Annotated in this window: 21 protein-coding genes and 1 pseudogene; 8 read left to right on the forward strand and 14 right to left on the reverse strand. The window is 69.5% G+C overall.

Features of this window, described 5'->3' with window-relative positions; all coding sequences use genetic code 11:
- Positions 1–228: 228 nt before the first annotated feature.
- The gene (locus tag GLA29479_RS01265) at positions 229–936 is read right to left on the reverse strand and encodes a UPF0149 family protein (RefSeq protein ID WP_057919784.1); all 708 of its coding nucleotides are present in this window, start codon (positions 934–936) and stop codon (positions 229–231) included.
- A 71-nt stretch (positions 937–1007) separates the two neighbouring features.
- Between GLA29479_RS01265 and GLA29479_RS01270 the strand changes: the two genes are divergently transcribed.
- On the forward strand, positions 1008–1409 hold the full coding sequence (locus tag GLA29479_RS01270; RefSeq protein WP_057919783.1) for a YchJ family protein: 402 nt from the start codon (positions 1008–1010) through the stop codon (positions 1407–1409).
- Between the two features lie 190 nt (positions 1410–1599).
- On the opposite strand, the gene GLA29479_RS01275 is transcribed toward GLA29479_RS01270, so the two are convergent.
- The 5 genes from GLA29479_RS01275 to GLA29479_RS01295 form a co-directional block, all read right to left on the reverse strand.
- Positions 1600–2091, reverse strand: a complete 492-nt coding sequence (locus GLA29479_RS01275; protein WP_057970538.1) for a hypothetical protein — start codon at positions 2089–2091, stop codon at positions 1600–1602.
- A 52-nt stretch (positions 2092–2143) separates the two neighbouring features.
- Positions 2144–2446: a LysM peptidoglycan-binding domain-containing protein gene (locus GLA29479_RS01280; protein ID WP_057919781.1), complete on the reverse strand. Its 303-nt coding sequence runs from the start codon at positions 2444–2446 to the stop codon at positions 2144–2146.
- A gap of 171 nt (positions 2447–2617) precedes the next feature.
- Positions 2618–3430, reverse strand: coding sequence for an NADPH-dependent 7-cyano-7-deazaguanine reductase QueF (gene queF / locus GLA29479_RS01285; protein WP_057970539.1), 813 nt, complete (start codon positions 3428–3430; stop codon positions 2618–2620).
- Between the two features lie 332 nt (positions 3431–3762).
- Positions 3763–5112, reverse strand: coding sequence for an amidohydrolase (locus tag GLA29479_RS01290; RefSeq protein WP_057970540.1), 1350 nt, complete (start codon positions 5110–5112; stop codon positions 3763–3765).
- A gap of 244 nt (positions 5113–5356) precedes the next feature.
- Positions 5357–6679, reverse strand: coding sequence for an amidohydrolase (locus tag GLA29479_RS01295; protein ID WP_082638188.1), 1323 nt, complete (start codon positions 6677–6679; stop codon positions 5357–5359).
- A 629-nt stretch (positions 6680–7308) separates the two neighbouring features.
- Here GLA29479_RS01295 and GLA29479_RS01300 point away from each other — a divergent pair.
- Positions 7309–9123: pseudogene (locus tag GLA29479_RS01300) on the forward strand (TonB-dependent siderophore receptor); the annotation flags it as partial.
- A 286-nt stretch (positions 9124–9409) separates the two neighbouring features.
- Here the strand turns inward: GLA29479_RS01300 and GLA29479_RS01305 are convergent.
- Positions 9410–10402 carry an aldo/keto reductase gene (locus GLA29479_RS01305; RefSeq protein ID WP_144436725.1) on the reverse strand — a complete coding sequence of 331 codons (993 nt, stop codon included), beginning with the start codon at positions 10400–10402 and terminating at the stop codon, positions 9410–9412.
- Between the two features lie 270 nt (positions 10403–10672).
- On the opposite strand from GLA29479_RS01305, the gene GLA29479_RS01310 reads away from it, so the two are divergent.
- A complete protein-coding gene (locus GLA29479_RS01310; RefSeq protein WP_057970542.1) occupies positions 10673–11566 on the forward strand; it encodes a LysR family transcriptional regulator in 894 nt (297 codons plus the stop codon).
- A 112-nt stretch (positions 11567–11678) separates the two neighbouring features.
- Positions 11679–13010 carry an APC family permease gene (locus tag GLA29479_RS01315; protein ID WP_057970543.1) on the forward strand — a complete coding sequence of 444 codons (1332 nt, stop codon included), beginning with the start codon at positions 11679–11681 and terminating at the stop codon, positions 13008–13010.
- Between the two features lie 11 nt (positions 13011–13021).
- Here GLA29479_RS01315 and GLA29479_RS01320 read toward each other — a convergent pair whose 3' ends face one another.
- Positions 13022–14749 (reverse strand): serine hydrolase domain-containing protein, encoded by a 1728-nt coding sequence (locus GLA29479_RS01320; protein ID WP_057970544.1) that lies wholly within the window; start codon positions 14747–14749, stop codon positions 13022–13024.
- A gap of 250 nt (positions 14750–14999) precedes the next feature.
- On the opposite strand from GLA29479_RS01320, the gene GLA29479_RS23385 reads away from it, so the two are divergent.
- Genes GLA29479_RS23385 through GLA29479_RS01330 form a run of 3 tightly spaced genes read left to right on the forward strand, consistent with a single transcriptional unit; the run spans position 15000 to position 19399 of the window.
- Positions 15000–16772, forward strand: a complete 1773-nt coding sequence (locus GLA29479_RS23385; protein WP_169795589.1) for an MFS transporter — start codon at positions 15000–15002, stop codon at positions 16770–16772.
- A gap of 15 nt (positions 16773–16787) precedes the next feature.
- A complete protein-coding gene (locus GLA29479_RS01325; protein WP_082638191.1) occupies positions 16788–18011 on the forward strand; it encodes an HlyD family secretion protein in 1224 nt (407 codons plus the stop codon).
- Positions 18008–19399: an efflux transporter outer membrane subunit gene (locus GLA29479_RS01330; RefSeq protein WP_057970545.1), complete on the forward strand. Its 1392-nt coding sequence runs from the start codon at positions 18008–18010 to the stop codon at positions 19397–19399. Before GLA29479_RS01325 ends, GLA29479_RS01330 begins: the two co-directional genes overlap by 4 nt.
- A 117-nt stretch (positions 19400–19516) precedes the next feature.
- Here the strand turns inward: GLA29479_RS01330 and GLA29479_RS01335 are convergent, their stop codons facing one another.
- The 3 genes from GLA29479_RS01335 to GLA29479_RS01345 form a co-directional block, all read right to left on the reverse strand.
- Entirely contained in the window at positions 19517–20341 is an 825-nt protein-coding gene (locus tag GLA29479_RS01335) for an aminoglycoside phosphotransferase family protein (RefSeq protein WP_248842781.1), read from the reverse strand.
- A 126-nt stretch (positions 20342–20467) separates the two neighbouring features.
- Positions 20468–20752: a hypothetical protein gene (locus GLA29479_RS01340; protein ID WP_057919769.1), complete on the reverse strand. Its 285-nt coding sequence runs from the start codon at positions 20750–20752 to the stop codon at positions 20468–20470.
- Between the two features lie 293 nt (positions 20753–21045).
- Positions 21046–21441, reverse strand: coding sequence for an HU family DNA-binding protein (locus GLA29479_RS01345; RefSeq protein ID WP_057919768.1), 396 nt, complete (start codon positions 21439–21441; stop codon positions 21046–21048).
- A 137-nt stretch (positions 21442–21578) separates the two neighbouring features.
- Between GLA29479_RS01345 and GLA29479_RS24180 the strand changes: the two genes are divergently transcribed.
- Positions 21579–21881, forward strand: coding sequence for a hypothetical protein (locus tag GLA29479_RS24180; protein ID WP_144436285.1), 303 nt, complete (start codon positions 21579–21581; stop codon positions 21879–21881).
- 10 nt (positions 21882–21891) lie between these two features.
- Here GLA29479_RS24180 and zapE read toward each other — a convergent pair whose 3' ends face one another.
- The 3 genes from zapE to GLA29479_RS01360 all read right to left on the reverse strand — a co-directional run bounded on the left by zapE (position 21892) and on the right by GLA29479_RS01360 (position 25629).
- Positions 21892–22980, reverse strand: a complete 1089-nt coding sequence (gene zapE, locus GLA29479_RS01350) for a cell division protein ZapE (RefSeq protein WP_057970548.1) — start codon at positions 22978–22980, stop codon at positions 21892–21894.
- Between the two features lie 106 nt (positions 22981–23086).
- A complete protein-coding gene (locus GLA29479_RS01355; protein ID WP_057919766.1) occupies positions 23087–23767 on the reverse strand; it encodes an alpha/beta hydrolase in 681 nt (226 codons plus the stop codon).
- Between the two features lie 89 nt (positions 23768–23856).
- Positions 23857–25629, reverse strand: a complete 1773-nt coding sequence (locus tag GLA29479_RS01360) for an ExeM/NucH family extracellular endonuclease (RefSeq protein ID WP_082638951.1) — start codon at positions 25627–25629, stop codon at positions 23857–23859.
- Between the last annotated feature and the right edge of the window lie 67 nt (positions 25630–25696).

Consider the following 25696-nt stretch of genomic DNA (forward strand, 5'->3'; position numbering starts at 1 on the left):
GCCGAACGGAACCGATGGGATCGGCGCCATTTTCTCATCGGCCCCGGCGTGGCCGGCAATAGGCGCTGGCCAACGGCGAGTTCGTTTCGCGCCGAGGCGACTGCGGCTGCGAAACCAACCGGGGCCGCAACGACGATGTCGATGCGGCCCCGGTGCATTGCGATCCGCGAGGGCGGCCGGTCGCCGCGCCGCGTGGCGTAGCGGTGGCCGTGCTTCAGCGCGCGCGGCTCAAGCGCCGCAGCACTTCTTGTACTTCTTGCCGCTGCCGCAGGAGCAGGGGTCGTTGCGGTCCGGGGTCTCGGCGCGGCGCAGGGGTTCGCGCGGGGTCAGGGCCTCGATGCGGTGGTGGTGCAGGTCGGCCAGCATGCCGGGCAGGCCGGCGACGATCTCCAGGCGTTCGCGGTAGCTGATCGGGGTCGGCGGCGCGGCCGGGTCTTCGCCGAGCACTTCGCCGCTGGCGAGACGGTCGAACAGACCGAAGATCTCGTCCATCCAGTCGTTGTCGTCGAGCCACTGGTCCCAGGCCGCTTCGCGCAGTTCGACGCCGCGGAAGAAGCCGAAGGCCCAGTCGCGGCCGACGTCGAGTTCGTCCGGAGCATCGGCTTCGGGCTCTTCCGGCAGCCACAGCAGCGGCGCGAGATGGTCGGGCAGGTCGTCGTCGCCGTGGCAGACGCGCGAGCTGACCATGTTCCAGTGGCCGAGCAGCAAAGCCTGGATCTCGTCGGCCTCGGCCTGGTCGTTCCAGCGCGGGGCCTTGCCGCCCCAGACCACAGGCTGCCATTCCTCGGCCGGCGGCTGTTCGGGGCTGACCGCCAGGGCCGACAGGAAGCCGTCCAGCGCCTCCAGATTGAAGCCCTTGTGGGGCACGGCGCGCTGGTCGAGCAGGTCGGCCAGGCGTTCGATCTGCTCGTCGTCGAGGTAGGCAGGCGGTTTCATGGCAGGGCTCGGGACAGGGGAGAGGAGGCGCATGGTAGTCGCAGCGGCGTGCTTGCGACGAAAATATCGCCATGACCGCTCGAATCGCCCTGCCCGCTGCCTGCCCCTGCGACCCTTCGCGCCGCTATGCCGACTGCTGCGGCCGGCTGCATGCCGGGGCCGCGCTGGCCGACACGGCCGAAACCCTGATGCGCTCGCGCTACAGCGCTTACGCCCTGGGCGACCTGGAGTATCTGCGTGCCAGCTGGCTGCCGGACACCTGCCCGAGCGAGCTCGATTTCGAGCCGGGGGTGCGCTGGCTCGGCCTGGACGTGAAGCGGCACCGCCGCGACGGCGAGGACGCGGCCACGGTCGAGTTCGTCGCCCGCTACCGGGTCGGCGGCGGTTCGGCGGCGCGCCTGCACGAGCTCAGCCGCTTCGTCCGGGTCGAGGGGCGCTGGTTGTACGTGGACGGGGAGTTTCCGCAGGGCTGAGTCGCGGCCCCGGTTGCAGGGCGATCACTGCGCCGATGCGGAATCGGCCGAGGCAAGAGCAACTCCCGTGGCAATGGGGGCATTCGTTGCCGTGTGCGGGCGCCCGGCGATCGCGAATCGCGCGGACAAAAAAAGGGCGCGGCAGTGAGCCGCGCCCGGGCTTGCCCGCCCATGAGGCGGAGAGAGAGGGTTACTTCACTTCGAGTTCGGTGGTGTTGGCCACAGCGCCGTTGGCGGTGATCTCGACCTTGTACTTGCCGGCCGGCCACGGCGAGGCCTTGGCGAACTGGAAGTTGGTGGTTTCGGCGCCGGTGGTGTTGAGGGTCTGCTTCTCCTCACCGGCGGTCTGGCCGTCCTGATAGACGAGCTTGGCGGCCACTTCGGCGTTGGTGGCGGTGCCGTCGGTGGCGACCGAGGCGACGATCTTGTCGGTCGGCTTGAAGCTGGTGGTCGGCGTGGCGATCTTCTTGTCCGGACCGGCGACGGTGCCCAGGGTCACCGACACCACGCTGAGCGCGGCCGGAGCCGGAGCGGGTTCGACCGGCGCCGGAGCCGGGGTTTCGGTCGTGGTCGGCGCCGGAGCGGGGGCGACGGGTTCTTCCTTCTTCTTGCAGCCGGCCAGGGCCAGCGCGGCCACGAGGGCGGCGGCAACGGCGTAATGCGTACGATTGCGGATCAACATGGTGGATCTCCTGGAAAGACGATGGTGATGATGGTGAAACGCAGTCGACGGATCAGTCGTTGATGGTCGGAATCTTGAGGATCTGGCCGGGCTGGATCTGGTCGGGATCGTCGAGCTGATCGCGATTGGCCTCGAAGATCGCGTTCCACTTGCTCGCCTTGCCGTAGAACTGTTTGGCGATATGCGAGAGCGTGTCGCCCTTTTCGACCGTATAGGTCTGTTCGCCGACTTTTTCCGCGGTCGTGTCGACATTCACCGTGACGTCGGAGAAGTCGGCCTTCTCGACTTTCTCCGCGGTGGTATCGACGTTGGTGGTCACATCGGAAAAATCGGCTTTCTTGTCCGGGGTAGTCATGGGTTGAGGGCTCCTGCCGAAGTGGCGAGCGCAACATGACATGCCGCTTGTTAAAAATGTATAGCGCCGGCGTGAACTCACATTACAAAACTGAATAATCCGATTCCTCGGATTCAGCACGGCGGACCGCCCGGCCCAGGGTCGGTGCTTACTGGCACAGCCTTGCAGCGATCATTGGCGTTCGTCGCGGCCGACGCTCGGACGCGCCAGGCCCGGGCTGCCGCGCCAGGGGTTGATGTCCAACCCGCCGCGGCGGGTGTAACGTGCCTCGACCGAGAGCCATTGCGGTTGGCAGCGGCGGCTGAGGTCGGAATGAATGCGTTCGACGCATTGCTCGTGGAACTCGGCGTGGTCGCGAAACGAGACCAGATAGCGCAGCAGGCCGGCGCGATCGAGCTTAGGGCCGCGATAGGCGATGACGACCCGCGCCCAGTCCGGCTGGCCGGTGACCGGGCAGTTCGACTTGAGCAGCGCGCTGCCGAGGGTTTCCTCGACGATCTCGCCGGCATCGGCGGCGAGGTGCTCGGCGTTCGGCGGGCCGTAGTCGTCGATCGCGACGTCGAGCTCGTCGATCGACTCGACGCCGTCGGCCGTGTCGATCGGCGGCAGGCCGAATGCGACCTCGACCGGCGCGCCGGCGGCGGCCGACAGATCGCGGGCGATGGTCGCCAGGACCACGGCATCGTCGTCGAAGCGGGTGGCGTTGAAGGAGTTGAGGTAGAGCTTGAGCGATTTGGACTCGATCAACTGTGGCGAAGTCGCCGGCACCGACAAGGTCGCGGTGCCGACTCGCGGCTTGCCGCGGGCGTCGAGCCAGCTCAGCTCGTAAGCGTGCCAGCGGTCGATGCCGACGAAGGGCAGGGCGTCGTCGGCGAGGCCGATGTGGGCGCGGCCGAGCGAACGGGCGATCGGAAACAGCAGCGAGGCGTCGTACTCGCGCGGGTAATCGACGTGGCGGCCGAGGGGGAGGTCATGGGTGGTCATGGCGACATTTTAGCCGCTGGCGCTGGGTAGGCCCCGTCGGGCCGGATCGCAGTCGCCAACCTCAAGCCATCTCGGCACGGCCTAGCCGTTCCTCCCTTTGGCAGGGGGGGCTGGGAGGGCCTTTGCTGGTCGCGTGCATGCCGGCGAACAGCAAATCCCCCGCGCCGTAACCGTTTCGGGCTTCGTGCCGTGTCGGGCGCTTGCCCCCTTTGTCAAAGGGGGGCAGGAGTTACGCCGGGCGAGTCCTCGGTGTTGCGCTCCCCTGACTTGCCTCGGTTGTTCCCCCTTTGGAACAGAGCGGCAGGGGGTGCCTTTGCCCGTCTCGTCGCCCCTTACCCCGCCGCCTTCTGCCCATGCAGATAGTCCAGCGTCACCTGCAGCATCGCCCGTAGGCCGACATCGAGCGAGCTCTCGTCGAGCTTGAACTTCGGCGAATGGTTGCTCGGCGCGGTGGCGGGGTCGACGCCCGGCGCGGTCGCGCCGACGAAGAAAAACATCGCCGGGACTTCCTTGGCGTAGTACGAGAAGTCCTCGGCGCCCATCACCAGCGGCATCTCGACCACGTTGGCGTCGCCGGCCACGGCCTTGAGGCTCGGCAGCATGCGTGCGGTCAGGGCCGGGTCGTTGTAGGTCACCGGGTTGCCGTCCTGATCCGGCACCGTGGCCTCGGCGTGGGCGCCGTGGGCGGCGCCGACGTGCTCGGCGACGTTCTTGAGGTCCTTGAAGATCGCCTGGCGCATGCCCTCGTCGAAGGTGCGGATGGTGCCGATCATTTCGACGTCGTCGGGAATGATGTTGTAGCGGATGCCGCCCTTGATCGCGCCGAAGCTCACCACCGCCGGCAGCTTGGCGATGTTGGTGCGGCGGCTGACGATGGTCTGTGCGCTGCCGATCACGTCGGCGGCGGCGACGATCGGGTCGACGCCCGCCCAGGGCGCCGAGCCGTGGGTCTGGCGGCCCTTGATCTTGATGGTGAACCGATCGGACGCCGCCATCAGCGGCCCCTGGCGTACGCCGAGCTGGCCGGCCGCAAGGGTGGAGAACACATGCAGGCCGAACATGGCCTCGGGCTTGAAGTCCTTGAACAGCCCGTCCTTGAGCATCAGCGAGGCGCCGCCTTCCTCATCGGCGGGCGCGCCTTCCTCGGCCGGCTGGAACACCAGCATCACCTGGCCGGGCAGGTCTTTCTTCATGGCGACCAGGGCGTCGGCGATGCCGAGCAGGATGCCGGTATGGGCATCGTGGCCGCAGGCGTGCATCACCCCGACGGTTTCGCCTCGGAAGTTCGCCGTGGCCTTGGACGCGAACGGCAGATCGACCTGCTCGGTGACCGGCAACGCGTCCATGTCGGCGCGCAGCGCGATCTTCGGCCCGGGCTTGCCGCCTTCGATGATCGCGACCACGCCGTGGCGGGCGATACCGGTGCGCGGCTTGAGGCCGAGCTTGCGCAGGTGTTCGGCGACCTTGGCCGCGGTGCGCTCCTCGCGGTTGGACAGTTCGGGGTGCTGGTGGAAGTCGCGACGCCAGGCGACCACGTCGGCCTTGACCTGCGCGGCGGCGGCTTTCACCTCGGGGCGTTCGGCCGATGCTGCGGTGGACTGCGCCGCGGCGGCGAGCGGGAGGGCGGCGAAGGCGGAGCAGCTCAGGACGCAACTCAAGGCGACGGACAGCGGACGCTTCATCGACGGACTCCGGCAGGAAAGTCCCGATCCTAGCCGATGCCCGCCGGCGGGGCTGCGCGACCTTGGTCGGTTCGGTTCGCCCCGCCCCGTGTTCATCGAATCGCGGTGCGCGCTCCTGTAGGGGCGACGTCCTACAGGATTTCCTTCGCTCGCAAGCCGCGACCGCGAAGCCACACCTGCGTCGTTGCTGCGATGCCGCGGTCGCGGCTCGCGCCGCTCCTACCCTTTGCAGCGTAGGCGCCTGCTAAGCGCCGTGCAGATAATCCAGCGCCACCTGCAGCATCGCTTTCGTGCCGACCTCGAGCGCGCCCTCGTCGAGCAGGAACTGCGGCGAGTGATTGATCGGCGCCTTGGCCGGGTCGATGCCCGCCGCGGTCGAGCCGACGAAGAAATAGAAACCCGGCACGGTATTGGCGAACTGAGAGAAGTCCTCGGCCACGGTCACCATCGCCGACTCCTTGACCCGCGCCTCGCCGGCCGCGCGCTGCAAGGACGGCAGCACGCGCCGGGTCAGGGCCGGCTCGTTGATCGTCGCCGGCGCGTTGTTGACCACCTGCAACTCGGCGCTGGCGCCGGCGGCGTGGGCATAGTCCTCGGCGGTGCGGCGCAGCCGCGCGATCACGTCCTCGCGCACCGCCGCGTCGAAGGTACGCAGGGTGCCGACCAACTTGGCCTCGTCGGGAATGATGTTGAAGCGCACGCCGGCGTTGAACTGGCCGGCGGTCAGCACCACCGGGGTCGCGGCGATATTCACTTGGCGCGCGATCAGGCTCTGGCTGGCGAGCAGGATCTGCGCGCCGACGGTAATCGGGTCGACACCGTCCCAGGGACGCGAGCCGTGGGTCTGCTTGCCGCGCACGGTCAGGCTCCATTCGTCGGCGCTGGCGAGCATCGGCCCGCTGCGATAGCCGACTTCGCCGACGCTCAGGCCGGCCCAGACGTGCAGGCCGAACACGGCCTCGGGTTTGAACTCCTTGAACACGCCTTCGCTGAGCATCATCGCCGCACCGAACGGCGCGCCCGGCGTCGGCGGGCCTTCTTCCGCCGGTTGGAACACGAACATCACTTCGCCGGGCAACTGTTCTTTCTGCGCCGCCAACGCGGTCGCCACGCCGAGCAGGATCGCGACATGCGCGTCGTGGCCGCAGGCGTGCATCACTCCGACCGGCTGGCCGCGGTAGTCGGCCTTGACCTGCGAAGCGAACGGCAGCCCGGCCGGCTCGGTCACCGGCAGCGCGTCCATGTCGGCGCGGATCGCGATGCGCGGCCCCGGCTTGCCGCCCTTGAGCACGGCGACCACGCCGGTGTGGGCGATGCCGGTACGTGGCTGCAGGCCGAGCTTGCGCAGCTGATCGGCGACCAGCTTGGCGGTGCGCACCTCGTGCTGGCCGAGCTCGGGGTGCTGGTGGATGTCGCGGCGCCAGGCCACGACCTGGTCGCGCACCTGCTGCGCGGCCGCGGCGACCTGCGCGGGGTCCGCGACGGTAGCGGCCACCGCGGGTGCGGACAGGCAGGACCAGACCGCGGCGAGCGCGACCGGCAGGGCGCGCAGGGAAACGAGGCGCATCGGAACTCTCGACGACGAAGGGCAGACCCGCAGCCTGCCTGCGCGCGACGGCTGCGCCAAGTCCCGTGCGAAGGCTGGCGAGTCGATCGAAGGCTCGAGTGGAAGGCCGCGAGCGCGCGCTCGACACTGTCCTCGCGCCCCGCATTGCGCGATCGCGACGACGCGGTAGAATGAGAATGATTATTGTTTGTGACTGAGGAAGGCGCCATTCCGAGCCTGTCCCGGCCCGGCCGACGCCCGCGTCGCAAGCAATCGGTGCGGGCTTTCGCATCGCCTCCGACTTCCTTCCTGCAGGCCTCCGCCCATGCCGTCCTCGTCCGCTTCGACCCCGCCCGCGCTGCCGCGCGCGATCCGCCTCGCGCTGTTCGGTCTGCCGCTGCTGTTCGGCGCGTTCGCCGCGCACGCGGTCGAAGCCGGCGACGCGAACGACCCGACCACGCTCGACGAGGTGCAGGTGCGCGCGCCGATCGCCCGGCGCAGCCAGACCGTGACCAAGACCGACACCTCGCTGATCGAGGTGCCGCAGTCGATCTCGGTGGTGACCGCGCAGCAGATGCGCGACCGCGGCATCCAGGGGGGTCGAGGAAGCGGTCTGGTACACCGCCGGCGCGCAGGGCGGCGGTTACGGCCAGGACACTCGCAGCGACTGGCTGTTGGTGCGCGGCTTCAGCCCGGCGCGCTACATGGACGGGCTGGCCTTGACCGACGGCGTGTGGACCGGCGGCACCCGTATCGAGCCCTACGGCCTGGAACGCCTGGAGGTTCTTAAGGGACCGTCGTCGGTGTCGTACGGAGCGATGCCGCCGGGCGGCCTGATCAATATGGTGAGCAAGCGCCCGGTCGCCGAGCCTTTGCGCGAAGTCGAAGTCGCCATCGGCAATTACGATCTGCGCCAGGCGGCGTTCGATTTCGGTGGGCCGCTCGGCGACAGCGGCCGCTGGACCTATCGGCTCACCGGCCTGGCGCGCAACAGCGACAATCATGTCGACTACGTCCACGACGATCGCTACTACTTCGCTCCCGCGCTGACCTGGAAACCGAGCGAAGCGACTTCGCTGACCTGGCTGGCGCGTTACCAGAAGGCCGACACCGCCCAGGGCGGCGGTTTCCTGCCGGCTGCCGGCACCTTGCTGCCGAACCCGAACGGCAAGATCCCGAGCCATCGCTACACCGGCGAGCCGGGCTGGAACGACTACCTCAAGACCATGACCTCGGTCGGTTACGAATTCAGCCACCGCTTCAGCGACGCGCTCGAGTTCCGCCAGAACCTGCGCTACGGCAAGGTCGAAGTCGACCACGATGCCGGCGTCGGCGCCTTCGGCCTGCAGGCCGATCAACGCACGCTGACGCGTTACTACTTCCCGCTCGAAGAGGAGTCGACCTCGTTCGCGGTCGACAACAACCTGCAGTGGAACCTCGACGCCGGCGCCTGGCGCCATACCGTGCTCGCCGGTGTCGACTATCGCCGGCTCAACAGCGACTACGCCTCGGCGTTCGCTTTCGGCGCGCCCTCGCTGGATATCTTCGATCCGGTCTACGGCGCCGCCATCGTCAAACCGGCCTACACCTCGCGCCAGGACAAGACCCAGCAGCAGCTCGGGCTGTACCTGCAGGACCAGATCAAGATCGATCGTTGGGTGATCACCGCCGCCGGGCGCCAGGACCGCGTGCGCACCCGCACCGAACAGTTGCTGGCCACGCCGGTCGCGCGCGAGCGCCAAAGCGACAGCCGCTTTTCCGGCCGCCTGGGCGTGAACTACCTGTTCGATTCCGGTTGGGCGCCGTACCTGGCCTGGTCGCAATCGTTCGAGCCGACGGTCGGCGTCGATTTCGCCGGGCAATCGTTCAAGCCGACCACCGGCGAACAGATCGAGGCCGGGTTGAAGTTCCAGCCGGCGAGCGGCCGCGCGCTGGCGACGTTGGCGGCGTACGAAATCGAGCAGGAAAACACTCTGACGGTCGACCCGAACCACACCTTGTTCTCGGTGCAGCAGGGCCGCACGCGGGTGCGCGGCGCCGAACTCGAAGGCCGCTGGAATCTGCGCAACGGCCTGAGCCTGTACGGCGCCTACACCTACACCGACAGCGAAGTGACGCGGACCAACGACGCCGCCGCGCTCGGCAAGCAGATCGCCCTGCAACCGCGCAACGTCGCTTCGTTCGGCGCCGACTACACCGTAGCCTACGGTGCGCTGTCGGGCCTGGGCGTCGGCGCCGGCGTGCGTTACACCGGCGCGCACTACGGCGACCTCTACAACCAGTGGAAGACGCCGTCGTATACCTTGTTCGACGCCTCGCTGCGCTACGACCTGCAGAACTGGCGCTTCCAGCTCAACGCCAGCAACCTCACCGACAAGCAATACATCAGCGTCTGCAACAGCGCGACGTGGTGCTACTACGGCTATCCGCGCACGGTGACCGCGACGGTGCGTTACCAGTGGTGATCGCCTCGGGCGATCAGCTGCGCAACCGCTGAGATTTCGCGGCCTCCGGCAACAGCGTCACTCCGATACCGATACTGTTGCCGTTGCAGTTCCCCCCTTTGGAAAAGGGGGGTAGGGGGGTGCCTTGGCTCTGCTTCTCAACGCGGATTGCGCGGGCAAGCAAATCCCCCGCGCCGCAATCCGTTTCGGACCTCGCGCTCGCAAAGGGCGCAAGCCCTCCTTCTCCAAAGGGGGCGATGGATCATGCGCTCGTCGTCGAACGTCTTTCGAACGTTTGCCCCGAATCTCAGCGGCCTATCAGCGCCATGCCGACCGCGGTGTAGCGGTCGCCGGCGACTGCCTCCGGCCGGAACACCGTGTCGAGCGCGGTGAGTTCGTCGGGCGATAACACCACCTGCAAGGCGCCGAGGTTGTCTTCCAGATACTTGCGGCGCTTGGTGCCGGGGATCGGCACGATGTGCTCGCCCTGCGCCAGTACCCAAGCCAGGGCCAGTTGTGCCGGCGTGCAGCCTTTGTCCGAGGCCAATCGCTTTACTTGCGCGGCCAGTTCCAGGTTGCGGGCGAAGTTGTCGCCCTGGAAACGCGGAGTGGACAGACGGAAGTCGTCGCTCTGCAGCTCGTCGGGGCTGGTGATGTTGCCGGTCAGGAAGCCGCGGCCTAGCGGGCTGTACGGGACGAAGCCGATGCCGAGGCGCTCGCAGGTCGCGAGCACGTCGTTGTGTTCGGGGTCGCGCGTCCACAACGAGTATTCGCTCTGCACGGCGGTGATCGGGTGCACGGCGTGCGCGCGCTGCAGGGTTTGCGCCGACGGTTCCGACAGGCCGAGGTAACGCACCTTGCCCTGCTGCACCAGTTCGGCCATTGCGCCGACCGTGTCCTCGATCGGTACGTCGGCGTCGATGCGGTGCAGGTAATACAGGTCGACGTGGTCGGTGCCCAGGCGCTGCAGGCTGCCTTCGATCGAACTGCGCACGTATTCGGGGCGCCCGTTGATGCCGCGCAGTTCGGGGCGGTCGGGATCGAACACGATGCCGAACTTGGTCGCCAGGAACACCTGCTCGCGGCGGCCCTGCAGCGCTTTACCGAGCAGGCGTTCGTTGGTGTAGGGGCCGTACATGTCGGCGGTGTCGAACAGGGTCACGCCGAGTTCGAGGGCGCGGTCGAGGGTGGCGAGCGATTCGCCCTCGTCGGCATCGCCGTAGGCGAAGCTCATGCCCATGCAGCCCAGGCCGAGTGCGGAAACGGCCGGGCCGTTGCGGCCGAGGCGGCGGGTCGGGATGGCGGTAGCGTTCATGCGGAGTCCTCTGCGAACGGGGGAGGGGAGCGACTGGAGCGGACCGGCCGGCGCGGACATGCACCAGGCTCAGCGCGGATCACGACGAGGTCTGAAGGATGCCCAGCTCCGACATCGCGTCTGCGCGGCCGCGTCGACGTGCCGGGCCAGGTTGGCTGGGGTATGCGACACACCATAGGCCTGGCGGATTGCTGAAAAAACAGGAATTATCCGAATGACTCTTGAAGCATCGCTTCATAATCAACGGTGATCCGCATGGCCTCGCATCCGCTCCCCGCCGTCATCGCCTTCGCCCGCGTGGCCCACCACGAAAGCTTCACCCGTGCCGCGGCCGAGCTGGAGTTGTCGCCGTCGGCACTGTCGCAAACCGTGCGCACTCTGGAGGCCAAGCTCGGCGTGCGCCTGCTCAACCGCACCACCCGTCGGGTCGGCCTGACCGAGCACGGCGCGCGTTTCCTCGAGCAGATCGGCCCGGGGCTGGCCCAGATCGAGGCCGCCTTCGACGACCTCAACGCGGTACGCGACCGCCCGACCGGCCGCCTGCGCATCAACACCGGCCGCGTCGCCGCGCGCCTGTTGCTCGAACCGAACCTGCCGGCGTTCCTCGCCCGTTATCCGCAGATGCAGGTCGAGGTGTTCGCCGACGACACCCTCGCCGATCTGGTCGCGGGCGGTTTCGACGCCGGCATCCGCCTCGGCGAATGCCTGGCCAAGGACATGATCGCGCTGCCGCTCGGAGGCCCGCAGCGACAGATCGTGGTCGGGTCGCCGGCCTATTTCGAGCAGCGGCCGCGCCCGCGCACACCCGAGGAACTGGTCGATCACGAATGCCTGCGCCATCGCCTGCCCGGCAGCGGCCGGCTGATGGCCTGGGAGTTCACCCGCGACGGCCGCGAGTACGAGGTCGACGTCGCCGGCCGGCTGATCTTCAACGACAGCACTCTGGCCTTGAACATGGTCCGCGCCGGCTGCGGCCTGATGCAGGCCTTCGAACCGATGGTGGCCGAGGACTTGCGCAGCGGCGGCCTGGTGCAGGTGCTCGACGCCTACACGCCTGCGTTCCCGGGGTTCCATATCTATTACCCGGCGCGCAAGCAGTTGCCGACCAAGCTGCGCGTGTTCGTGGACTTCATGCGCGAGCAGTGCTGAGCGGCGATTCGTTCGAGCTTGCGGTTAAGGGCAGGGGCCGCGTTCCGGTCGCATCGCGCTCGCCTTTCACCGCGGCCCGTGCGAGGCTGCGGCGACCCGCCCGGGACCCGCCATGACCGCTGCCGTCGCGCCCGCCGCTCCATCGAAAGCCCTGCAGGGCGACGCCGCGCTGGTGCGCGCGTTGGGCCCGTTCCAGCTTGGCGCCTCGATCATCAACATCATCGTCGGTGCCGGCATCTTCATGCTGCCGGCGCTGCTGTCCGGGCGCATGGGCGTCAGCGCGCCGCTGGTGTTCGTCGCCGGCGCCATCGCGATCGTGCCGATCGCGCTGTGCTTCTCGGCCATCGGCAGCCGCGCCGCCGCGACCGGCGGGCCTTATACCTATGTCGGTGCGGCGTTCGGACCGTTCGCGGGTTTTCTCGCCGGCGCCTTGATGTGGATCTGCAACACCGCCTCCAGCGCCGGCGTCGCCGCAGCCTTGGCCGAACAAGCCGGCAACGCCTGGGCGTTGCTGCGCGAGCCCCTGCCGCGCGGTGTCTTCATCGCCGCGGTCTACGCGATCCTGTTCGCGCTCAACGCCTTCGGCGTGCGCCTGGGCGCGCGCATGATCGTGCTGCTGGCGACCCTGAAGCTCACGCCGCTGTTCCTGCTGGCGACGCTCGGCCTGTACTTCGTCGACTGGCAGCAGGTCGGCTGGAGCGAGGTGCCGTCGTGGAGCGCGCTCGGTTCGTCGATGGTGCTGGTGGTGTTCGCCTACTCGGGCATGGAGACCGCGTTGGTGCCGACCGGCGAAGTACGCGACCCGTCGCGGCACGTGCCGCGCGCAACCTTGTCGGCGATCGTGGTGGTGGTGCTGCTCTACGTCGGCATCCAGGTGGTCTGCCAGGGCGTGTTGGGCGCGCGGCTCGCTGCGAGCACCGCACCGATCGCCGATGCCGCCGGCGCGATCTGGTCGCCCGGCCACGGCCTGTTGCTGCTCACCGCCGGGGTCTCGATGACCGGCTTCCTGATGGGCAATCTGTTCGCGTCCTCGCGGCTGTTGTTCGCGCTCGGCCGCGACGGTTACCTGCCGCAGGCCTTCGGCCGCGTCGATGCCCGGCACCACGTGCCGCGCGTGGCCCTCGCCGCACATGCCGGCATCGCCCTGGCCCTGGCGTGGATGGGCAATTTCGAAACCCTGGCGTTGATCTCCGGCGGCGCCATCTGCCTGTTGTTCGCAGCGGTGTCGATCGCCGCCTGGCGCGCTCAGGCGCTCGACCTGCGCGGAGCCGGAGAACCCTTCGTGATGCCGGGCGGCGCCTGGACCATGCCGGCACTCGCGGTGCTGACGATGGCGGCGATCCTGGCGACGATGACGCGCGCGCAATGGACCGCGATCGCCGCCTCGCTGGTGCTGCTGGTCGCGTTGTACGGCGCGCTGCGCTTGCTGCGTCGGCGCGGCTGAGCGCGACGCGCCTACAAGCGCGTACAGGCGAGATCGCGCACGCGTCCGGCGTCGAGCGACACGCCTTCGATGCGGCCGTCGACACCACGGTGGAAGCGGTAGCTCAACAGACCTTGGACGAAGCGGTCGCGCTCCAGTGGTTCCAGGGCGACGGCGGGGAAGCGCGGGTCGAGTTGCCGCAGAGCGCCGTCGACGAGTTTGAACTCGTAATCGCGGCCGAGCTCGTCGCAGCGATAGCGGCCGGCATAGGCCTGCAGTTCGGCGGGCGTGAGCGCGGCGACGTTGACGGCGAGATAGTCCTTGCCATGGCCGTTGGCGGCTACCGTCATCCTGCGCGGCCGCTCGCGGTTGCGCTCATGGAAGCGCAGCGTGGCGATCGAGGGCGCGCCAAGTTCGAACTCGGTGCTGCCCAAGGGCCGCAGGACGAATTCGTCGTCGAAGTGGTGCAGGGCGAGCCGGCCGTCGGCATGGACGATCTTGCGCAGGTCGCCGCTTTCGGCATGGCGATAGACGCCGGCCCACTGTTGCAGTTGCGCGGGCGTCAGGCGCACCGACTTGCGCTGCGCCGTGGCCCGGTCCTGCGCGAGCGAAGGCGGCAGGCCTAACCACAGTTCGGCGATGCGTTCGGCCCAGCGCTGCGGCTGGGCTTCGGCGAAGTTGCACAAGGTGGCGACGCTCAGGTGCCGTTGCGGGAAGCGCAGCAGCTCGGCGCGATAGCCGCCCCAGGCGCCGCCATGCCGCACCGTCGCCAGGCCGCGGTACTCGCCCATCTTGAGGCCGAGGCCGTAGTCGATGTGCCTGCCGTCGTCGAGTACGCCGGCTTGCCGCATTTGCGCGAACATCGCCGCGCTGCCGACCGTGGGATCGTAGAAGTTGCGGTCCCAGCGCAGCAGATCGCCCGTGGTGGTATGCACCGAGCCGTCGCCGACCTGGTCCCAGTGCGGCTGATCGAGCCGATACGTCGCTGCGCTGTCGCGCGGCGGCGCGTCCGCGGAAGCCTCGGCACGCGCATAGGCCATCGCGCGACCGGGTACGAGCTCGGCGTGGTCGCGGCGGAAGCGGGTGTCGCGCATGCCGAGCGGGGCGAAGATGCGTTCGTGCGCGAATGCGGGCAGGGATTGTCCGGACACGCGTTCGACGATCTGGCCGGCAAGGAAATAGCCGGAGTTGCTGTACAGGTGCTCGCTGCCGGGCGGGAAGTTGAGCGCGCGCTGGCGCGCGATCGCCTCCAGGGTCTGTGCGTCGGTGGCCTGGTCGTCGAAGGCCGCGCCGCCGAGGATCAGCAGCGCGATGTAATCGCGCAGGCCGCTGGTGTGCTGCAGCAGCTGACGGATCGTGATCCGGCGGCCGTAGTCGGGCATCTCCGGCAGATGCTTGCGGATGTCGTCGTCGAGCGAAAGTTTGCCATCCTGGGCCAGTAACAACACGCTGGCGGCGGTGAACTGCTTGGAGGTCGAGCCGATGTCGAACACGCTGTGCGGGCCGATCGGCACCCCGAGTTCGAGGTTGGCCATGCCGTAGCCGCGCTGGAACACGATCGCGTCGTCGCGGTACACCGCCACCGCGCAGCCCGGCGTATCGCGGCGATTCCATTCGGCGAAGATCGCGTCGGTGCTGGCTTCGAGGGCAGCGCGGTCGGCGGCGTCGCGCGGCGCCGCATGCGCAGTGGCGAGCGCAAGCAGGGCGAGCGCAAACAAGGGCAGCGCGAGGGTAGAGGCCAGCGTTCCGGCGACGGTCATGCGGTGGGTTCCTTGTCGTGTCCGCGCGAAGCGGCGAGTCCCGTCCTGCGCTGCGCCGGGCGCATCGGCCCGGCTCGCCGGGATGGTCCTCGCGTCGGCGTCCGCAGGCTTAGACGCGACGCACACAACGCGCCGGCCACCATGTCGCCATCCGCAGGCCACGCGCTTGATCCTTGACCGCCGGCTGTTGCCTACTAGGGGCCTGCATCGCCTTCGTCCGGAACACAGCGGGAGCCGCGCGCCTCGATCCATGGCCAGCACCGCCGCCGCCGCCGTTGCCGCCGTCGCCCCTCCGCAGGGCCCACCGCAGGGTGCTCCGTCCGCTGGCGCGCCCGGCGAGCCGACGCCGATGTCGCGCTGGCGCATCGCCGGCTTCGTCTCGATCTCGCTGCTGCTCGGCCTGACCCAGAGCCTGGGCATGAACCTGGTCGCCTCGAACCTGCAGCAGGTGCAGGGCGCGCTCGGCGCGACCAGCGCCGAAGCGACCTGGCTGCTCACCGCCTACTTCGCCACCAACATCCCGGCCAGCCTGTTGCTGACCAAGTTCCGGCTGCACTACGGCCTGCGCCTGTTCGCCGACCTGGGCATCGGCCTGTTCGTGGTTGCCGCGGTCGTGCACCTGCTGGCCAACGACCTCGACTCGGCGATTGCCGCGCGCGCCGCGCTCGGCATCGCCGCGGCGCCGTTGAGTTCGCTGACCGTGCTGTACATGGCCGAGGTCTTCAACGGGCCGAAGAAGGTGCTCGGCCTGATGTTCGGTTTCGCCGCCCTGCAGACCGGCGCGCCGTTGTCGCGGATCATCGCCGAGCCCCTGCTGCTCAACGCGCAGTGGCACGGCATCGTGATCTTCGAACTCGGCCTGGCCCTGGCCTGCCTGGCCGCGATCAACCTGCTGCGGGTCACGCCGGTGCCGCGCCAGCCGATGTTCGACCGCCTCGACATCGCCAGCTTCCCGCTCTATGCCTCGGCCATCGCCCTGCTGTGCGTGGTGCTGACCCAGGGCCGGCTGCGCTGGTGGCTGGACACGCCCTGGCTCGGCGAATGTCTGGTCGCGGCGGTGGTGTGCGGCGCCTTGTTCGTGGTGATCGAGATGAACCGCGCCAAGCCCATGGTCAACATCCGCTGGCTGCTGCACGGCGGCTACATGGTGCGCCTGGGCCTGGCGATCGTGCTCTCGCGCATGGTGCTGTCGGAGCAGTCGGTCGGCGCGGTCGGCCTGCTCAACGTGCTCGGCCTGAGCAACGAGCAGATGCATACCTTGTTCTGGCTCGTGCTGGCCGGCACCGTGGCCGGCTTCGTCGTCACCCTGCCGTTCCTGCCCAGGCAGCGTTTCGACATGCTCGGCCTGATCGCGGTCGGCCTGGTCGGCATCTGCGCCTGGTTCGATTCGTATGCGACCAACCTCACCCGGCCGGCGAATTTCTACGTCACCCAGACCGTGATCGCGATGGCCGCCTCGATGTTCCTGGCCAGCTCGATCCTGTTGGCGCTGGTGCGGGTGGTCGCCGACGGCGTGCGCAATCTGGTCACCTTCATCGTCTTGTTCAGCACCACCAACGCACTCGGCGGGCTGCTCGGCTCGGCGGTGCTCGGCACCTACCTGAGCCAGCGCCAGAGCGTGCATTACCAGCATCTGACCCAGGCGATGACGCTCGGCGACCCGCAGGTGGTGCTGCGCACGCAACAACTCGGCGGCGCGGTCGCGCGCGTGGTCGGCGACAACGCCGCGCGCGGCAACCAGGCGCTGACCTCGTTGAGCCAGCAGGTTGCGCGCGAGTCCTGGGTGCTGGCCTACAACGACGTGTTCCTGGCCGTGGCCTGGCTCGCGCTCGGCGTGCTGGTGTGGGTGTTGCTGCTGAAATGGCATCTGTGGCGGCGCGGCCACACGGTGGTGAGCTTCGCTTCGCAGGTGCCGGGCCCGTTCGGCCCGCCGGCCGCGGCAGCCCCCGTGCAGAACGAACGCCGCGACACGTCGGGCGAAGCCGCCGCGCCTGCCTCTTCCTCCCCCGTTGCCGCTACCTGATCCGAAGGACGCCCCATGCCGCTGAAGTCGCCCTTCAAATCCAAGGCCACCGTGCCGGTCGTCGCGATCGCCGTCGTCGGTGTGCTGCTGATCCTCTACGCCTGGCGGCTGTGGCCGTTCTCCAGCGCACGCCAGACCACCGAAAACGCCTACGTGCGCGGCAGCGTCACCGTGATCGCGCCCAAGGTCGACGGCTATGTCGCCCAGGTGCGGGTGCAGGACTACATGCAGGTGCGCGCCGGGCAGGTGCTGGTCGAGCTCGACGACCGCAACTACCGCCAACGCCTCGATCAGGCGCGCGCCAATCTCGCCGCGCAACAGGCCAACCTGTCCAACTCGACCCAGGCCCGACGCGTGCGCGAGGCCGCGGTCGCCAACGTCGAGGCCCAGCTCAAGGCCGCGCAGGCGAACCTGGCCCGCGCCCAGGCCGACATGCGTCGTGCGAGCGCCTTGGTCGGCGACGGCTCGCTGTCGCTGCGCGAACGCGACCAGACCCTGGCCGCGCTGCGCCAGGCCGAGGCCGCACTCGGCCAGGCCCAGGCCGGGCGCCGTTCCGCCGACGAGGACGTGCGCTCGGTGATCGTCAACCGCGACGCGCTGACCGCAGCGGTCGCCAACGCCCAGGCCGCAGTGCAGCTGGCCGAGATCGACCTGGCCAATACCCGCATCCATGCGCCGCAGGCCGGCCAGCTCGGCGAGATCGGCGTGCGCCTGGGCCAGTACGTCACCCCCGGCACGCAATTGATGCAACTGGTGCCGCAGCGGGTCTGGGTGGTCGCCAACTTCAAGGAATCGCAGACCGCGCGTATCCGCGCCGGCCAGGCCGCGAGTTTCCGCGTCGATGCGCTCGACGGCGCGGTGCTGCGCGGCCGGGTCGAACGGCTGTCGCCGGCGACCGGTTCGGAATTCAGCGTGATCAAGACCGACAACGCCACCGGCAACTTCACCAAGGTCGCGCAGCGGCTGCCGGTGCGGATCGCGATCGACCCGGACCAGCCGATGGCGGCGCGCCTGCGCCCGGGCATGTCGGTCGAAGCGACCGTGGATACCGCGAGCGCGATCGACGAGGACGCGGTGCGCCGCGCCGAACAGGCCGCCGCGGCCAGCGCGGCGCGCGATGCGGCGGTGCCGGTGGTCGCGAATCCCGTGCCCGGCGCGAACGGTCGACCGCAGGCCCGGCCGGCTGCTGCAGCCGAGCCGCAGGACGAGGGCGAGGGTGATATGGACGCGTCACGATGAGGGCGGCCCCGATCGTCTGGCGCATCGCCGCGATCGCCTTGGCGATGTGTACGCTCGCGGCCTGCGTGAGCGTCGCGTCGCCGCCGAGCTTCGCCGAGCCGCCGCCGGCCTGGCGCGATGCGCCGGGCGTCGGTGTCGCCGTGCAACGCGATTGGTGGCGCGGCTACAACGACCCGGTGCTCAGCGAGCTGGTCGAACGCGCGCTCGCCGACAACACCGATCTGCGCCTGGCCGCGGCACGCGTCGCCGAGGCGCGCGCTCTGCTCGATGCGCAAGGCGCGGTGCAATGGCCGACTCTGGATCTGTCGCTGAGCGCGCAACGCGCACGCAGCGTCGGCGCCGCGACCGGCCGCGCCAACCTGTCGAGCGTGACCCAGCCGCAGTTCCAGGCCGCCTACGAGGTCGATCTGTGGGGCCGCCTGGACGCGCTGACCGATGCCGCCCGCGCCAACCTGCTCGCCAGCGAAACCGCCGCCGACAGCGTACGGCTCAGCGTCGCGGCGGCGGTGGCCTCGGCCTATCTGGGCTTGCGTGCGAGCGATGCGCGGCTCGAGGTCGCGCAGCGCACGCTGGCCTCGCGCGCCGGCGCGCGCAAGGTCGCCCAGCGCCGTTTCGACACCGGCTACAGCTCGCGCCTGGAACTGAGCCAGGCCGAGGCCGAGTACCGCGCCACCGCCCAGGTCGTGCCGCAATTGCAGCTCGCGATCCGGCGCCAAGAGGATGCCTTGTCGGTGTTGCTCGGCCGCGCACCCGAAGCGGTGCCGCGCGGCCGCCCGCTGACCGAGATCGCCGCGCCGGCGCTGCCGTCGGCCGGCGTGCCTTCGCAACTGCTGCGGCGCCGTCCCGACATCGCCCAGGGCGAGGCGCAGATCGCCGCGGCCGACGCCAACCTGGCGGCGGCGCGCGCGCAGCTGTTGCCGTCGTTGCGCCTGACCGGCACGCTCGGCAGCCTCGAATCGAGCCTGCTGCATGGCGACCCGATCCGGCTGTGGAGCGTCGGCGGCAGCGTGCTGGCGCCGCTGTTCAACGCAGGCCGTCTGCGCGCGCAGGTCCAGGCCGGCGCCGCGCGTCGCGACCAGGCCGTGCTCGGCTACCGCAAGACCGTGCTGACCGCGTTCGCCGAAGTCGAGGACGCCCTGGCGGCGATCCGTTATCTGCACGAACAGCGCGACCAGGCCGAGCACCAGCGAATCGCGTTGAGCGAAGCGCTGCGCATCGCCCACAACCGCTACAACGAGGGTTATGCCTCGTACCTGGAAGAACTCGACGCGCAACGCAACCTGTTCAACGCCGAGCTGACGGTCGTGCAACTGCAGGCAGACGCGTTGACCGCCGAGGTCAACCTGTACAAGGCGCTGGGCGGCGGCTGGGAGGGCCTGGAGCGGTAAGGGGCTTATCGATAAGCCGAGCTTGTCTCCCTCTCCCGCTGGCGGGAGAGGGAGACGATTGCAGTGGCTTGCGGCTGCGCGGTCGCTTGCTCGGCTGGTCGTCAGCCGCAGCCACCCTCAACCGCGCAACAACTCCGCATGCGCCAGCTCGATCGCGGCGAATTCCTTGTCCGGCGATTCCTCGTCCATCAGGTACCACGCCGCCGACAAGCCGGTGAAGGCGACGATCCATTGCAGCAAGCGACGGCGCTCCAGGCGCGCAGCTTCAGCGACCAGATCGACACGGCGCAGCAGTCGGCCCGGCGCCAAAGCGGTCTCTTCGTCGGGGTCGGTGAACAAGCAGGCGAAATCGAAACCGCGCTCGCCGATCAGGCGCTTCGGGTCGATCGCGACCCAACCGCGTGCGCCGGCGTCGAGCACGTTCTCGTGGTGCAGGTCGCCATGCAACGGCACGATCTCGCGCGGTTCGGCCAGCAGTTCGCAGGCGGTGCTCCAGGCCAGTGCGAGCGGGCCGCCATGGCTGTTCGCATACGGTTCCAGTTCGGCGAACCAGGGCTGCAGGCCGAGCAGATGCGGCGGTGGCGGCGCCGCGCGCGGGGCATGCAGGCGTGCGGCGGTCGCGCACAGGATGCGGGTGGCATCGTCGTCGCGGCCGTTGCGGGCCATGTGCGCGAGCGAGCGCGGGCCGCTGGCGCGTTCGATCAGCAGGGCGTCCTCGTCCCAGGCGAGCACGCGGGCGGCGCCGTCGCCGTCCCACCAACGCATCATCGCCGCGCCGTAGCGCTCTTCGGGTTCGCGCGGAATCTTCAGCATCGCCGGCGTGTCGCGGTAGCGCACCGGCAACAGATCGCTGCTGTGGGTATGGATCGGGGCGCCGTCGGGGATCAAGCTCCACTGGGCGAGATGCTGGTCGAAGGGCGTCATGCGGCACGAAGGCGTCATCGGCGTTCGTGTCGATATCGGGATCGCCGCGGTCGATGCAAGCGGCGCCATCGCCGCGTACGAGCAGCAGCGGCGAAACAGCAGGAAAGGTAAAGTCGTCGCGCGCCGCGACGGCGAGCGCCCCGGCTACTTCGCCTCGTCGGCGGTCTCGACGTCCTGGGCCGCGGCTTCTTCGCGTTCCTTCAGCACCAGCGCCGCTTCGGCGTCGGCGGCGACACGATGACGCAGCGATTTGCAGCGTTCGATGCCGGCATCGGTAAGGTGCACTTCGCCGCCTTCGCCGGCTTCGGCCAGACCGGATTCGACCAGGCGTTCGCGCAAGGCACCGGAATGATTTTCCGGCGCATGCCCTTGGTCTATGCGTTGAAGCACATTCAGTAAAGCCAGCTCTTCCAGGCTGATCGGGTCCACGGCGACGCTCCACTACGACTGCGCGCACTATGCCACGGACGACCGCGGCGCAAACCACCGCGCCCCGCCTCGTGCGCGCTGCAAGCTGACGCATTCAGCCCGCGCTGCAGGGGCGCGGGCGGCCCCTGTCGGTGCGGATCGCGCGATCCGTCCGCTGCCGCCGGACAGCCGCGATCCGGTCGCGTCAGGCCCGCAGTCGGCCCGAACGCGCCGGGCCCAAAAAGAACGCCGCCCGAGGGCGGCGTCCGGCAGTACGCGATGCGGCGGCCCAGGGCACGCCGCATCCGGCGGCATCAGGCCGCAGCGTCCTTCAGCTTCTTCAGCGGACGGACCTTGACCTTCACCGTAGCCGGCTTGGCAGCGAACCACTGCTCTTCCTTGGTGAACGGGTTGATGCCCTTGCGCTTCGGCTTGGCCGGCACGCTGACAGCGGTGATCTTCAGCAGGCCCGGCAGGGTGAAAGCGCCCGCGCCCTTCTTGTTGACCGACGCGTGGACCGCGCCTTCGAGCGCGCCGAGCACGGCGCGGATGTCCTTGGCGACGACACCGGTGACTTCAGCCAGGTGTGCGACCAGGCCCGACTTGCTCAGCACTTCCTTGATCGGCTTCGGAGCAGCCGTCTTGGCGGCGGACTTCGCAGCGGCCTTCGGAGCGGCCTTCTTCTTTGCAGCGGTTTTTTTCGTAGCCATAGTTTTTTCCGGTAGCACTCGTTGAATGGATGGGTTGCCTGGATAACCCCTCGGCATGGCGGAATGTAGGGCAAGCCCGACGCGCCGCCAAGAGTTTTCGACGCAAATAGTGGCTGTTTTTCAGACGCGCGCCCCGGATGGCCCGTGTCGATGCGACAAAATCCCTTGCGAATGAGGGGTTTTGCGCGTCCCTCGATGTTTCGCGCCGCTCGTCGCTTCAAGCGAAAAGCCCTGGAAAACACGGCTCGAACGGGTTCCTGCGGCATCGCAGCGACGGTTTGCGCGACGCGCGGCGCGAATCTGTGACGCAATCCGGCGCCATCGTCGCGATGTCGCAATGCGGTTCAGTCGCCGTGCGGTTGCCGGCGGGCCGCGCGCGCGACTTGCGCGGCCGCTGCGACGACGGCAATGTGCCAATGTCGGCGCCGCGTTGTGGATAACACCGGCGGCTCAGCCCCGGTGTTCGAGCGCCAGGTATTCGGCCGACTGCATTTCGATCAGGCGCGAAGCGGTGCGCTCGAAGGCGCCGCCGAGGCGGTGGCCGCGGTACAGCCCGGTCGGCGCGTCGGCCGCGGTGCAGACCAGGTTGACGTGGCGGTCGTAGAACTCATCGATCAGGTTGATGAAACGCCGTGCCGGGTCGTCGTTGCGGCCGTCGAACAATGGGATGCCGCCGACCAGCACGGTGTGGCACTCGGTCGCGATCTCGATGTAGTCGCCGGCCGCGCGCGGGCCTTCGCACAGGGCGGCGAAGTCGAACCAGGCATGGCCGTCGGCCAGTGCGCGCACCGGGATGTCGCGGCCGTCGATGCGCAGCGGCCCGGCTTCGGCGATGCAGGCCGCGGTCAGCTCTTTCCAGCGCCCGCCCAGCCAGGCGTCGGATTCGGCGTCGAGCGGGGCGCGATACACCGGCGAGCGGGTCAGCGCGCGCAGGCGGTAGTCCTGCTGGCTGTCGAGCAGCAGCACCTCGCAGTGGCGCTGGATCAGCTCGATGGCCGGCTTGAAGCGCTCGCGCTGCAGGCCGTCGGCGTACAGGTTCGGCGGCGCGGTGTTGGAGGTCGTCACCAGGGTCACGCCCTCGGCGAACAGGCGGTCGAGCAGGCGCCCGAGCAGCATCGCATCGCCGATGTCGATGACGAAGAACTCGTCCAGCACCAGCACCCGCAGCTCCGCACGCCACTGCCGGGCGATCTTCGCCAAGGGGTCGCTCTCGCCGGCATGGGCGCGCAACTGCGCATGGACCTCGCGCATGAAACGGTGGAAATGGGTGCGGCGCTTCTCGCGGATCGGCAGTTGCTCGTAGAACAGGTCGATCAGGAAGGTCTTGCCGCGGCCGACGCCGCCCCACAGGTACAGCCCGCGCACGCCGTCGCGCGGCTTGCCGCGCAGGCGATCGAACAAGCCCTGCGAGGGCGGATCGAGCACGCCGGCATGGATGCGGTCGAGTTCGCGTAGGGCCGGGCGCTGCGCCGGATCCTCGCTCCAGTCGCCGCGCGCGACGCCCTCGGCATAGGCCTGGGAAGGGGTCTTGCCGGTCATCGCGAACGCTGCGACTGATGGTCGGGGCGCGGTGCCGCCGGCAACGGCGGCGCGCAGCCGGGCCGCTGCCCGAGGTTCAGGGCTAGTGGCAGCATAGACATTCCTCTCAGGACAGGTCCGGGGCGATTTCCGGCGGCAGGTGGGCGCGCACGCCGTGCTTGATCGCACCGCGCAGGTCGATCAGGCGGCGGTGGAAGAAGTGGCCGGTGTCGGGCATGCGCACCAGTTCGGGCGGCTGGCGCAGGCTTTCGATCCAGGCGTAGACCGCGTTGGGATCGACGATCTCGTCGGCCTCGCCCTGGATCACCAGCCAGGGGTAACCGCTCGGCGGGGCGATGCGGTCGAAGTCCCAGCGGCCGGCCGGCGGCGCGATCGAGATCAGCAGCTTGGGCTGCAACTCGTCGGCCATGCGTAGCGAGACATAGGCGCCGAAGCTGAAACCGGCCAGCCACAGTTGTGCATCCGGACGCGTTGCACGCACCCAGGCGGCGACCGCGCGCAGGTCCTCGCATTCGCCTTCGCCCTCGTCGAACTCGCCTTCGGAAGCGCCGACGCCGCGGAAGTTGAAACGCACCGTGGCCGCGCCGGATTCGCGCAGGGCGCGCGCGGTCATGGTCACGACCTTGTTGTGCATGCTGCCGCCTTCGGTCGGCAGCGGATGGCAGACGATCGCCACGATCGGCCGCGGCGCGGTCTCGGCGGCCTCGACGATCATCTCGATCGCGCCGGCCGGACCGGGCAGGGTCAAGGTCGTGGAGGCGTCGCTGGGAAAGGCGGGAATGCTCATGCGCTCATGATACGGGGCGCTGTGAGCGGGGTGTTACGCCTGTGTGTGCGGCAGCGTGCGGCGGTATCGACGCCAAAGTCAGCGCCAAGTCAGCGCGGCATCAGCTCGAAACCGAGCAGCACCGGATCGTGATCGGAACTGCGCCACGGACCCGTGCCGCCGTCGCGATAACCCGCGCTCTCGGGTTCGTCGGCGTTGCTGTGCCACTCGGCGGCGCCGCGCAGGCGCGCGGCCAGCGCCGGCGACAGCAGCGCGTGGTCGAGGCGGCCGAGCTCGCCCTGGTAGACATAGCTGTACGGTGCCTCGACCTTGGCCACGGCGAAGGCGTCCTGCCAGCCGGCCGCATACAGCTCGCGCAGCGGTTGCTCCTGCGCATGCGCGTTGAGGTCGCCGACGATCATGCTCAGCGCGCTGCCGCTCGCGGTCGGGTCGGTCTTGAGCCAGGCGTCCAGGCGCCGCGCCGATTCGCTGCGCGAGGCGTTCCAGCAGGAGGCGCCGTCGCCCTGGTCGCGATCGGCGCCGGCGGCGTTCTTGCCGCAGCCCTTGGACTTGAAGTGGTTGGCGACGACCACGAAGGTCGGGCCCGGCGTGCGGTCGCGGCCGATCGCGGCGAAGGCCTGGGCCATCGGCACGCGCGCGAGCGGGCCGAACGGCCCTTGTTCGAGCGTCGCGGCGACGCCGCGCGCGGCCACCCGCGCGCCGCGGTAGATCAGGCCGACCCGGATCGCGTCGCTGCCCGGCCCCCGCTGTTGCGCGTCGCAGGGTTGCTTGCACGGCGCGGCATAGCGCCAGTCCTGGGCGCCGCCATCGGCGGCATCGGCGCGGTCGAGCGCGGCGACGAGTTCGGCCAGGGTCGACTCGGGGCCGTAGCCGTCGTTCTCCAGCTCCATCAAGGCGGCGACGTCGGGATCGAGGGCGTGGATGGTGGCGACGAGCTTGGCCAACTGCGCCTGGTATTCGGCCGCCGTGCGCGCGCCGCGCGGGGTCGGAAAGCCTTCGCCGTGGCCGTCGCCGTTGAACAGGTTCTCCAGGTTGAAGGCGGAGATGCGCAGGTCGCCGGCGACCTTGGGCGGCTGCGGACGCGGCGCGGTCTGCACGGTCGCCGGCGCGGTCAGGCGCAGGCCGTGGCTGCCGTCGATCGGCACCGCCACGCCTTCGACCGCGTCGAGGCGGCTGCCGCTGCGCGCGGCGAACGCGGCTGCGGTCAGGGTGGCGGTGTCGCCGCCGAGCACGAGGCGGCGGCGACGGTTGTCGGCGGCGATGGCGCGTGCGGCTTCGCTGCCGGGCACGGCGCGTTCGCCGGGTTGCCACAGCGGGCCGTCGAAGGAGGCGGTGACGGTGCCGCGCTCGGCATCGCGTTCGGCCAGGGTCAGCGGCGCGGCGATGCGCACGCGCATGCCTTCGAGGCGGCGCCAGTCGGGGGCCTCGGCGATCGCTACCGCGGCCGGCATGCGCATGAGCTTGCGGCGCGCGAGCGGTTCGATGCGTTCGGCCTCGATCGCGGTGAGCCGGCCCTGCTTGGCGAGCGCGCCCTGGTAGACGCGTCCACGGATCCGCAGCGCTTGCCCCGGCGTCAGCGCAGCGGTCTGGGCGCCGGTGATCCAGAACGCGTCCGAGGTTGCGGCATCGCCGTCGCCGCCGTCCTGCAGCAACCAGCCCGGGGCGCCGTCGGCCGCGGGCAGAGCCGCGGTGACGATGCCTTCGACGGTCGCCTCGCGATCGAGCCAGGCGCTGCTCGCGGCCGAGCCCTGGACCTCGCCGATCGCGAGCGCGCCGGCGCCGCGTTGCGCATACGGCACGCTCGCGCAGGCCGCCAGCAGCAGGCAGGGCGCGAAGGCGAGGGCGGGGCGGTATCGCGTCATGGCGGGCTCGGCGGCGGCGGGAGCGGCCATTATCGGCAGCGCGCCGGCGCGGCGTCGTGTGCCATCG

It is taken from the genome of Lysobacter antibioticus, from assembly GCF_001442535.1.
GTDB lineage: Bacteria > Pseudomonadota > Gammaproteobacteria > Xanthomonadales > Xanthomonadaceae > Lysobacter > Lysobacter antibioticus.

Coding starts and splice junctions, on each gene's coding strand:
- GLA29479_RS01335 (WP_248842781.1), bottom strand. CDS start 20,341: ATGACGCCTTCGTGCCGCATGACGCCCTTCGACCAGCATCTCGCCCAG.
- GLA29479_RS01360 (WP_082638951.1), bottom strand. CDS start 25,629: ATGACGCGATACCGCCCCGCCCTCGCCTTCGCGCCCTGCCTGCTGCTG.
- GLA29479_RS01310 (WP_057970542.1), top strand. CDS start 10,673: ATGGCCTCGCATCCGCTCCCCGCCGTCATCGCCTTCGCCCGCGTGGCC.
- GLA29479_RS01275 (WP_057970538.1), bottom strand. CDS start 2,091: ATGTTGATCCGCAATCGTACGCATTACGCCGTTGCCGCCGCCCTCGTG.
- GLA29479_RS01290 (WP_057970540.1), bottom strand. CDS start 5,112: ATGAAGCGTCCGCTGTCCGTCGCCTTGAGTTGCGTCCTGAGCTGCTCC.
- GLA29479_RS01355 (WP_057919766.1), bottom strand. CDS start 23,767: ATGAGCATTCCCGCCTTTCCCAGCGACGCCTCCACGACCTTGACCCTG.
- GLA29479_RS23385 (WP_169795589.1), top strand. CDS start 15,000: ATGGCCAGCACCGCCGCCGCCGCCGTTGCCGCCGTCGCCCCTCCGCAG.
- GLA29479_RS01280 (WP_057919781.1), bottom strand. CDS start 2,446: ATGACTACCCCGGACAAGAAAGCCGATTTTTCCGATGTGACCACCAAC.
- GLA29479_RS01295 (WP_082638188.1), bottom strand. CDS start 6,679: ATGCGCCTCGTTTCCCTGCGCGCCCTGCCGGTCGCGCTCGCCGCGGTC.
- GLA29479_RS01330 (WP_057970545.1), top strand. CDS start 18,008: ATGAGGGCGGCCCCGATCGTCTGGCGCATCGCCGCGATCGCCTTGGCG.
- GLA29479_RS01320 (WP_057970544.1), bottom strand. CDS start 14,749: ATGACCGTCGCCGGAACGCTGGCCTCTACCCTCGCGCTGCCCTTGTTT.
- queF (WP_057970539.1), bottom strand. CDS start 3,430: ATGACCACCCATGACCTCCCCCTCGGCCGCCACGTCGATTACCCGCGC.
- GLA29479_RS01265 (WP_057919784.1), bottom strand. CDS start 936: ATGAAACCGCCTGCCTACCTCGACGACGAGCAGATCGAACGCCTGGCC.
- GLA29479_RS01270 (WP_057919783.1), top strand. CDS start 1,008: ATGACCGCTCGAATCGCCCTGCCCGCTGCCTGCCCCTGCGACCCTTCG.
- zapE (WP_057970548.1), bottom strand. CDS start 22,980: ATGACCGGCAAGACCCCTTCCCAGGCCTATGCCGAGGGCGTCGCGCGC.
- GLA29479_RS24180 (WP_144436285.1), top strand. CDS start 21,579: ATGGCCCGTGTCGATGCGACAAAATCCCTTGCGAATGAGGGGTTTTGC.
- GLA29479_RS01345 (WP_057919768.1), bottom strand. CDS start 21,441: ATGGCTACGAAAAAAACCGCTGCAAAGAAGAAGGCCGCTCCGAAGGCC.
- GLA29479_RS01325 (WP_082638191.1), top strand. CDS start 16,788: ATGCCGCTGAAGTCGCCCTTCAAATCCAAGGCCACCGTGCCGGTCGTC.
- GLA29479_RS01315 (WP_057970543.1), top strand. CDS start 11,679: ATGACCGCTGCCGTCGCGCCCGCCGCTCCATCGAAAGCCCTGCAGGGC.